The organism is Cardiobacterium sp. (genome assembly GCF_057314735.1).
In genome coordinates, this window is the sequence record NZ_DBHKZK010000004.1 from 1 (window position 1) to 9,135 (window position 9,135).

Below are 9,135 nucleotides of genomic sequence, written 5' to 3' on the forward strand. Positions count from 1 at the left end.
CGCCATACAGCAGCGGCACGAGGCTCTGCGCCAGCGGCGTGCCGACCTGCATCAGCCCCAGCCCGAACACCAGCCCGACCAGTTTTTTCGTGCCGGCAAAGCCCTGCATCAGATAGTAAATCGCCAGCACCAGCAGGCCGCTGGCGGCCACGGCAGCGGCGACGCGGCGATGAGTTCCACTTCGTAATGGTGGTAAACCAGTTGCAGCAGGCTGGCGGCGAGCTGGGCGAACAGGGTGATGCGGACAAAGCGTTGCAATCCATACGCCTTGCGGATTTTGAAAAAGAGAATGCTCATGCAGGCGTAAGCCATGAAATACGCCGCCTGAATCCAGCCGCCCTGCTGCAAATCGAGCGACAAATCGCCGCGCAGCTGCGGCAGCGAGGCGGTGAGCAGCCCGTTTTGGAAGCCCGACGACAGCGCGAGCAGCAGGCCGATGGCGAGATACGCGAGCCGCCGCTTTTGCGGATGATCGGGCGAGGCGGGCGAACCCGGCATAAAGGGCATTTCATGCGGTTTGAAGGTGTAGCCGCCAGATTGCAGGGGCATGGGGTTTCCTTATGGCTGTGATGCCGTCTGATAAAGGGGGGCAGACGACGTTTTTGGGTTTTCAGGTAGCCCGTAGGGTGTATGCCGCAGGCACGCACGCGTTGCCGATGTCAAATTCCCGCGTGCGTGTCGGCTATGCCGCCACACACCCTACGCACGGAACCCGCCCGCTGCGGGCTTCGCCCTGCAGGGGAGGAGGATTTTTCAAATTGCAAACAGCCCATAGCAACATTGCCGCCGTTCGGCCCCTCCCCCGCAGCAAACGCAGCGGGCGGGTTCTCACGCAAAATACGCCCGCATTTTGCGTGGGGGCTGGGGGAAGCGCTCACAACATCCGCCGATGCTTTATCGTCATCGCCGAACGTCGGGCATAAATGCCCGATCTGCGATACCTGAGCGCTCAAGGTGTATATAAATCACCGTCAGCCAGCGCACCACAACCCTGCTAAAATTCCCTGAAAATCCCGTAACAAACGCGGGGTTTCACCAACAAACCATTGAAAATACAAAGGAAAACTAGTAAAATGAACAAGCCAACAGCCAACAGCCAACAGCCAACAGCCAACACGCCTGACGCGCTAAACGCCAAAACCCAAGCCTTCCTCAGCGGCCTCGAAGCCGACCTGTGGAAAGCCGCCGACAAACTCCGCGCCGAGCTGGACGCCGCCAACTACAAACGCATCGTCCTCGGCCTCATCTTCCTCAAATACATCAGCGACAGCTTCAGCGCCCAACAACAGCGCATAGAAGCCGACCTCAAAAACCCGGCAAGCCCCTACCACTTATACCCTGCCGACTACCCCACCCCCGCCGCCTACGAAGCCGCCATCCAAGAAGAACTCGAAGACCGCGACTACTACAGCAAAGACGTCGCCTTCTGGGTACCACGCCAGGCGCGCTGGGACGAAATTGCCGCCGTCGCCACCCTCGAACCCGGCGCCGAACTCCCCTGGGGCGGCAGACACGGCGGCGTCGCCAAACTCATCGACGACGCCTTTGAGCCATCGAAAAAGACAACCCCCGCCTCAAAGGCGTACTCCAGCGCATCAGCGACTACGGCGTCAGCAGCCAGACCCTCATCGGCCTCATCCAGCTCTTCAGAGACACCAGCTTCAGCGGCCACGGCGCGCTCAGCGCCAAAGACATCCTCGGCCACGTTTACGAATACTTCCTCGGCCGCTTTGCCCTCGCCGAAGGCAAACGCGGCGGCCAATACTTCACCCCCAAAGCCATCGTCAGCCTCATCGTCGCCATGCTGGAGCCCTACCACGGCCGCGTCTATGACCCGGCAATGGGCAGCGGCGGCTTCTTCGTGCAGACCGCGCGCTTCATCCGCGCCCACCAGGGCGACAGCGGCGCCATATCCATCTACGGCCAAGAAAAAAACCGCACCACATGGAAACTGGCGGCGATGAACATGGCCATCCGCGGCATCGAATACAACTTCGGCAAAGGCCCGGCGGACAGCTTCACCGCGCCGCAGCACATCGACCAAAAAATGGACTACGTCATGGCGAACCCGCCCTTTAACGCCGACGAATGGTGGAGCGAAGCGCTCGCCGGCGACCCGCGCTGGCGCTACGGCATCCCACCCGCCGGCAACGCCAACTACGCCTGGCTACAACACATGCTGCACCACCTCGCCCCGACAGGGCGCATGGCGCTGCTACTTGCCAACGGCTCAATGAGCAGCCAAAGCAGCGGCGAAGGCGACATCCGCCGCGCACTCATCGAAGCCGACCTGGTGGAAGCGATGATAGCCCTGCCCGGCCAACTCTTTACCAACACCCAAATCCCCGCCTGCATCTGGCTGCTGCACAAAGCCAAACCGCGCCAAGGCGAAACCCTCTTTATCGACGCGCGCGCGATGGGCTACATGAAAGACCGCGCCCAACGCGACCTCGCCGACGCCGACATCGAACGCATCGCCGCCACCTACCACCGCTGGCAAAAAGCGGACAACTACCACGACGAGCCCGCCTACAGCTACGCCGCCACCACCGAAGAAATCGCGCGCAACGACTACGTCTTGACGCCCGGCCGCTACGTCGGCACGGCAGAAACAGAAGAAGACAGCGAACCCTTTGCCGAAAAAATGACGCGCCTCACCGCATTACTGAACGAACAATTTGCGCAAGGCGCGGCATTAGAAGCACAAATAAAAGCGAACTTGGGGGAGTTGGGTTATGAGTGAGTGGAAACAGGGGTTTTTAAGAGATGTTGCAGAAGTTGTGATGGGGCAATCGCCAACGGCTGAATTTGTTAATAAAGAAGGAAATGGCATTCCTTTATTAAATGGTCCAACTGAATTTCAGCTTATACACCCATTGCCAGTTCAATTTACAACTGATGCTAAGAAAAAGGCAAAAGCATCTGATCTATTGTTTTGTGTTCGTGGCTCAACCACAGGAAAAATGAATTGGGCTGACCAAGACTATGCGATAGGACGAGGAATTGCAGCAATTCGGCACAATTACGGAGAAGAATACCAGCATTTTTTACGAGCGATTATCGAAGTTGCTTTACCCAATTTATTGATTTCTGCGACTGGCTCAACATTTCCTAATGTTGGGCGAGAGCAATTACTTAATATTCCATTATTGATACCGTCTAAAGCTGAACAAAAAAGGATTTCTTCTATACTTAGAAATATAGAGAACAAAATCCAACTCAACACCCAAACCAACCAAACCCTCGAACAAATCGTGCAAGCCATTTACAAAAGCTGGTTTGTCGATTACGAGCCGACGCGCGCCAAAGCGGCAGTACTGGCGGCAGGCGGCAGCATGGCGGACGCAGAAAACGCGGCGATGCGCGCCATCAGCGGCAAAACCGCCGACGCCCTCGCCGCGCTCAAACAACACGACCCCGCCCGCTACCAACAACTCGCCGACCTCGCCGCCGCATTCCCCGCCGCCCTCACCCCCACCGAAAACTTCGGCGAAATCCCGGAGGGGTGGGAGGTGAAACCTTTACCTGAAATCATTGATTTCATGGAAGGACCTGGTATCCGTAATTGGCAATATACCGACGCAGAAGATGGCATTAGATTTATCAATATTCGCTGTATTCAAAACGGAGACATCGTTTTAGATAAAGCAAATAAAATAACCAAAGAAGAAGCCTTTGGAAAATATGCACACTTCCAGCTAAGAGAAGACGATATTGTAGTTTCCGCATCTGGCACGTTAGGACGATTTGCTTTTATTCGTAAGGAACATTTACCCCTATGTTTAAATACAAGCGTAATTCGCTTTCGCCCTATTAAGCAGAAAAGTACTATTGGCTTCATTGAGGGATTTATAGCTGGTCAATTGCAATATGAGCTAGAAACTAGAGCTTCTGGTTCAGCGCAGAGAAATTTTGGACCGATGCATCTTAAGCAAATATCTATTGTTACCCCAGGATATGAATTATTGAGCTTGCATCAAGGTTATATTGGCGGTCTGTATCACAAAAGGAAATTTACACTCGCCGAAAATGACAATTTAGCTCATATAAGAGACCTACTATTGCCGCAGTTGCTGAAAGGAGATATTTAAATGAATCACTCTATTGAAGAAGTCATTAAATTATTTAAAATCGTAAAGAGCGAACTTGAAAGCACTAGCTTTAACAATCGAGATACATATGATGAGATTCAATATATCATTGAAGACATCAAGCCATATTTCAACCTTGTGGCGCTTTCATTTGTTGATAAAGTAGAACTGGAAAACTTACATATTCTACTATCAAGAGTAAATGAAATATTCAATGAGGATGTTAGCTATCCAATCAACTTCCCATTAAAATATGAAGACCTACTTGAAAATAATTTAAATGAGATAAGAAATAAACTAGAAAATGTTGGAGAAATAAAAGATTTCATGGGAATGAATGCTAGATTAAATAATGCTATAAACCAGATAAAAAATGAAATTAGAACTCAAGCACAGCAACAATTTGGTGAGGCTGCCATTGGTAGTTTAGATTATGAATTTAAAAAAGAATATGAAAAACAAGAACTCGCATTGCAAGTCAATGAGGCATTGTTTATAAAATCTTTAATTATTTCATTTATATCCTTTATGCTGATTTCTTGGTTTGATTTAAGCGAAAATGTCATAGGTTCTATACTAAAAAGGTTTTATTTATCTATTCCTTTCTTGCTGCTCTTATTTTATTTTTCATCCAAAATAAAAGAAAACAGGATAATGATGCAGGTTTATCTATATAAGAAAGTCCTTGCAAGGTCTTACTTAAATTACGCATACTCATTAAATGCTAATTACTTTGGTGGCGATAATGAGGTCAGAAGAGAAATGGCAAAATTATTATTACAAACAACCATTGATGCATTAAAGGATAACCCTATAGATTACTTGACTAAAAATCGCAATAACGATAACGCTGAAATACAGGAAATTATTGGGAAGCTAATTGACAAAATTCCCGATGGGAAAGAAAAAGAATGAGCAAACGTAGGTTGGGTTAGCGAGGAACGAGCGTAACCCAACAAACTTAATTTTTTGTCGCATTGTGAATTATCTGCTGCCCCCACCCCAGCCCTCCCCCACGGGGGAGGGAGTCTATCGCTGAATAATTAGCGAATGGTTGTCTAATCCAATTTGCAAAACTACAAAGAAATCTTTGCCGCGTGATGAAACTGAAAGAATTGCAAGCGCCAATTTACCCCCTCCCTCGCAGGACGCGCCAGCGTCCGCAGCGGGGGAGGGCTGGGGTGGGGGTAAAACAATTTGATGCAAAACCATCTGTTTCTATAACCCTCCGCTTGTGGTTTTAAACCAATATTTGGAAATAAAAATGGCATTCCATTTTTGAGAAAGAACAGCGAATGACTTAATTAACCATTGATGCGGCATAAATATCGCTACCCCCACCCCGACCCTCCCCCGCTGCGGGCTTCGCCCTGCGGGGGAGGGGGATTTCATAAGGTCAAGACCCACCCTCTCATTAACCCAAAGGAACCCCCATGCCCCCCAAAATCAATGAAAAACTTATCGAAGACACCTGTCTGCAACAATTACAAGCCGTCGGCTGGCAGCATAAATACGGCAAGGATTTACCCATTGCCGAGGGCGATTTTGCCCGTGGCAGTATGGCGGGCGTCGTTTTTACCGAGCAGCTACGGCAAGCGGTCGCCCGGCTCAATCCCGAACTGCCATCGGATGCGGTCGATGAGGTAGTGCGCACGGTAATGAAAGCCGAGGTCGGCGACTTGCTTGAGCGCAACCGCACTTTTTACGGCTGGCTGCGCAATGGCGTGCCGGTCAACTACCGCGCGGATGGCGAGGCGCAGACGCGGCAAGCGATGCTGGTCGATTTTGAAAATCCGCAGGCGAATGGCTTCATCGCGGTCAATCAGTTGGAAATCCGCGGTACGCGCGGCAAACGCATTCCCGATGTCATTCTTTTTGTGAACGGTCTGCCGCTGGTGGTGCTGGAGCTGAAAAATCCGCTCAATGAAAAGGCGGATTTGCAGGCGGCGTTTAACCAGTTGCAGACCTACAAAGAGGAAATCGCCGATTTGTTCGTCTGCAATCAGTTGCTCGTCGTCAGCGACGGCATGAATGCGCGCATCGGCTCGCTTTCTGCCGACTGGCAGCGTTTTATGCCGTGGCGGGTGGTCGATGAGACGGCAAACAGCGCGCGCGTGCCGTTTGCCGACGAGCCTGCCGGGGTGGTGGCAGGGCTGCTGCGCCCGGAGACGCTCTTGGATTACCTGCGCTTTTTTGTGCTGTTTGAGCGCGACGGGCGCGGGCAAACCATCAAGAAATGCGCCGCCTATCACCAGTTTTACGGGGTGAATGCGGCGGTGGCGGCGACGCTTGCCGCGTCCAGCGCCGACGGCGACGGGCGCATCGGCGTGATGTGGCACACGCAGGGTTCGGGCAAGTCGATTTCCATGCTGTTTTATGCGGGCAAGCTGCTGGCGCAGCGGGCGTTACAAAATCCGACGCTGGTGGTCGTTACCGACCGCAACGATTTGGACGGGCAACTCTTCCAGACCTTCAGCGCCGGGCAGGATTTACTCAAACAAGCGCCGCTGCAGGCGGACAGTCGCGAGGATTTGCGCCGCATGCTGGCGGAGCGGGCGGCGGGCGGGGTGTTTTTCACCACCGTGCAGAAGTTCGCGCCGCGCGAGGATGAGGAGCGCTTCCCTGCGCTGAACGAACGGCGCAATATCATCGTCATCAGCGACGAGGCGCACCGCAGTCAGTACGGCTTCGGCATGAAGGTTGGCAGCGGCGGGCAGATGCGCGCCGGTTACGCCCGCCATCTGCGCGATGCCCTGCCCAACGCTTCTTTCATCGGCTTCACTGGCACGCCTTTGAGCCTTGACGACAAGGACACGCAAGAGGTGTTCGGGCGCTATGTTTCGGTATATGACTTGCAAGATGCGGTTGCCGACGGCGCCACCGTACCGATTGTCTATGAGGCGCGGCAAATCCGCCTGCATTTCGATGAAGCGGAGACGCGCGCGCTGTTTGACGCGCTCGATGACGACGACGAAGCCAGCGCCAAACTGCGCCTGCGCGAGCAGATTCTCGGCGCGGATGCCCGTCTGCGCGATTTGGCCGCCGATTTGGTCAAGCATTTCGCGCAGCGCAACCAGATGGCGCCCGGCAAGGCGATGGTGGTCGCGGTCAGCCGTCGTGTTTGCGTTGATTTGTACAACCACCTCATCGCCCTGCGCCCGGACTGGCACAGCGATGATGTGAACGGCGGCGCGATTAAAATCGTCATGACTGGTGCGGCGGGCGACCCGCCCGAATTCCAGCCGCACCTCTACAGCCGCGACGAGAAAAAACTGCTGGAAAAGCGCTTCAAAGACCCGGACGACCCGCTGCAAATGGTCATCGTGCGCGACATGTGGCTCACCGGCTTTGACGCGCCCTGCTGCCACACCATGTACCTCGACAAGCCGATGCAGGGGCATAACCTGATGCAGGCGATTGCGCGGGTAAACCGCGTCTTCAAAAACAAAAGCCGCGACAACGGCGGGCTGGTGGTCGATTACATCGGCCTCACCGACGAGCTGAAAAAGGCGACGCAGCGCTACTCGCGCGACGGCGGCAAGGGCGAGATGACGCGCGACATCGGCGCGGTGTTCGCCAAAATGCAGGAGCATCTGGAAGTGGTGCGCGGCCAGTTTGCCACCCCGGTAAACGGCCGCGTCTTTGCCGTCGCCGCCGCGCTCACGGAAAAAGAACCGCAGGCGCTGCTGGCGCACATCCGCCGCGCCGCCGAACACATCAGCGCGCTGAACCACACCGACCGCGACTTGCAACGCAAAAAACGTTTCCTCGACGCGGTACGTCTTGCCAAAAAAGGCTTCGCCCTCTGCGGCGCGCGCGACGAGACCGCGCCGTACCGCGAAGAAATCGCCTTTTACGACGCGGTGCGCGCGGTGCTGGCCAAACGCGCCGACAACGCCAGCGGTGGCGACCGCCTGCTGCAACTGACCGCGCTCATCAATCAAAGCATCAGCGCCGACGGCGTGATTGACCTGTTTGACCTGCTCGGCAAACCGCAGGCGCGGCTGGATTTACTCTCCGACGACTTCCTGCACACAGTGAAAGCGAGCGACACGCCGCACCTGTGGGTCGCCGCCGCCGAACGCTACCTGCAAGCGAAAATCCGCGAAACGGCGGGCAACAACCTCGCTGCGCAAAAAGACTTCGCCGCGCGGCTGGAAGAAGCGATTAACCGCTACAACAACCACAACCTGAGCGTCATCGAAGTGCTGGAGGAGCTGGTGGACCTCGCGCGCGAACTGCAAGAACGCCTCGCGCGCGGCGAAAAACTGGGGCTTTCTGAAGCGGAACTGGCGTTTTACGATGCCCTCGCCCGCAGCCAAAGCGCGCGCGAACAAATGGCGGAGGCGACACTGGCAGCGCTCGCCAAGGAAATCACCGAAAAACTGCGCCAGTCGGCGAGCATCGACTGGAAATACAAGGACGGCGTGCGCGCGCAGATGCGCCTTTTGGTCAAACGCGCGCTGAAGCGCTACAAATACCCGCCGGACGCGGAAGCCGCCGCGGTTGAGTTCGTGTTGGAGCAGGCGGAAGAAATCGCCGACGCCTGGGCGGCGTAGGGTGGGGAGATCCGTTGTCGCCAGAGGGATAAGCCCCAGCGCGTTGGTCGGTAGGGTGTGGTTACAATTCAGCCGTGAATCTTTGTAGGTTAGGTTAGAACCTGTTTAGAGTCTGCGGGTAAAAGCGAAATTCCCCCTCCCCCGCAGGGCGAAGCCCGCAGCGGGGGAGGGTCGGGGTGGGGGTAGCGATATTATCGATAAACCGAAATTCTGCTTTTTCAATTATTTGCTGCCCTCACCCCAGCCCTCTCTCGCTACGCGAGCAATGCTTGTCCCACAGGGAGAGGGAGTATATCGGCGGTTTTACCTGCTCCCGTTCACACAAGAAAACAGGTATTCCCAGACTCTAAACAGGCTCTTAAAGGCTGTTTACCATTGAAAAATCCCCCTCCCCCGCAGGGCGAAGCCCGCAGCGGGGGAGGGTCGGGGTGGGGGTAGCGATATTATCGATAAACCGAAATTCTGCTTTTTCAATTATTTGCTGC

General features: G+C 54.5%; 3 protein-coding genes and 2 pseudogenes. 4 read left to right on the forward strand and 1 reads right to left on the reverse strand.

Annotated elements, in window-relative coordinates:
- A pseudogene (locus ACO54Z_RS00195) lies at positions 1–549 on the reverse strand (MFS transporter); the annotation flags it as partial.
- 524 nt (positions 550–1,073) lie between these two features.
- Here ACO54Z_RS00195 and ACO54Z_RS00200 point away from each other — a divergent pair.
- The 4 genes and pseudogenes from ACO54Z_RS00200 to ACO54Z_RS00215 all read left to right on the forward strand — a co-directional run bounded on the left by ACO54Z_RS00200 (position 1,074) and on the right by ACO54Z_RS00215 (position 8,650).
- A pseudogene (locus ACO54Z_RS00200) lies at positions 1,074–2,743 on the forward strand (class I SAM-dependent DNA methyltransferase).
- Positions 2,736–4,091, forward strand: coding sequence for a restriction endonuclease subunit S (locus ACO54Z_RS00205; RefSeq protein ID WP_485995209.1), 1,356 nt, complete (start codon positions 2,736–2,738; stop codon positions 4,089–4,091). The pseudogene ACO54Z_RS00200 and the gene ACO54Z_RS00205 overlap by 8 nt, the downstream one beginning before the upstream one ends.
- Complete coding sequence (locus ACO54Z_RS00210) at positions 4,092–5,006, forward strand: hypothetical protein (RefSeq protein WP_485995210.1); 915 nt, start codon at positions 4,092–4,094, stop codon at positions 5,004–5,006. It begins immediately after the preceding gene.
- A 518-nt stretch (positions 5,007–5,524) separates the two neighbouring features.
- A complete protein-coding gene (locus ACO54Z_RS00215) occupies positions 5,525–8,650 on the forward strand; it encodes a type I restriction endonuclease subunit R (RefSeq protein WP_485995211.1) in 3,126 nt (1,041 codons plus the stop codon).
- The last annotated feature ends 485 nt before the right edge of the window (positions 8,651–9,135 follow it).

What these genes read in the sequence shown, in the direction of transcription:
- ACO54Z_RS00205 (WP_485995209.1), top strand. Translation starts at nt 2,736, where the DNA reads ATGAGTGAGTGGAAACAGGGGTTTTTAAGAGATGTTGCAGAAGTTGTG.
- ACO54Z_RS00210 (WP_485995210.1), top strand. Translation starts at nt 4,092, where the DNA reads ATGAATCACTCTATTGAAGAAGTCATTAAATTATTTAAAATCGTAAAG.
- ACO54Z_RS00215 (WP_485995211.1), top strand. Translation starts at nt 5,525, where the DNA reads ATGCCCCCCAAAATCAATGAAAAACTTATCGAAGACACCTGTCTGCAA.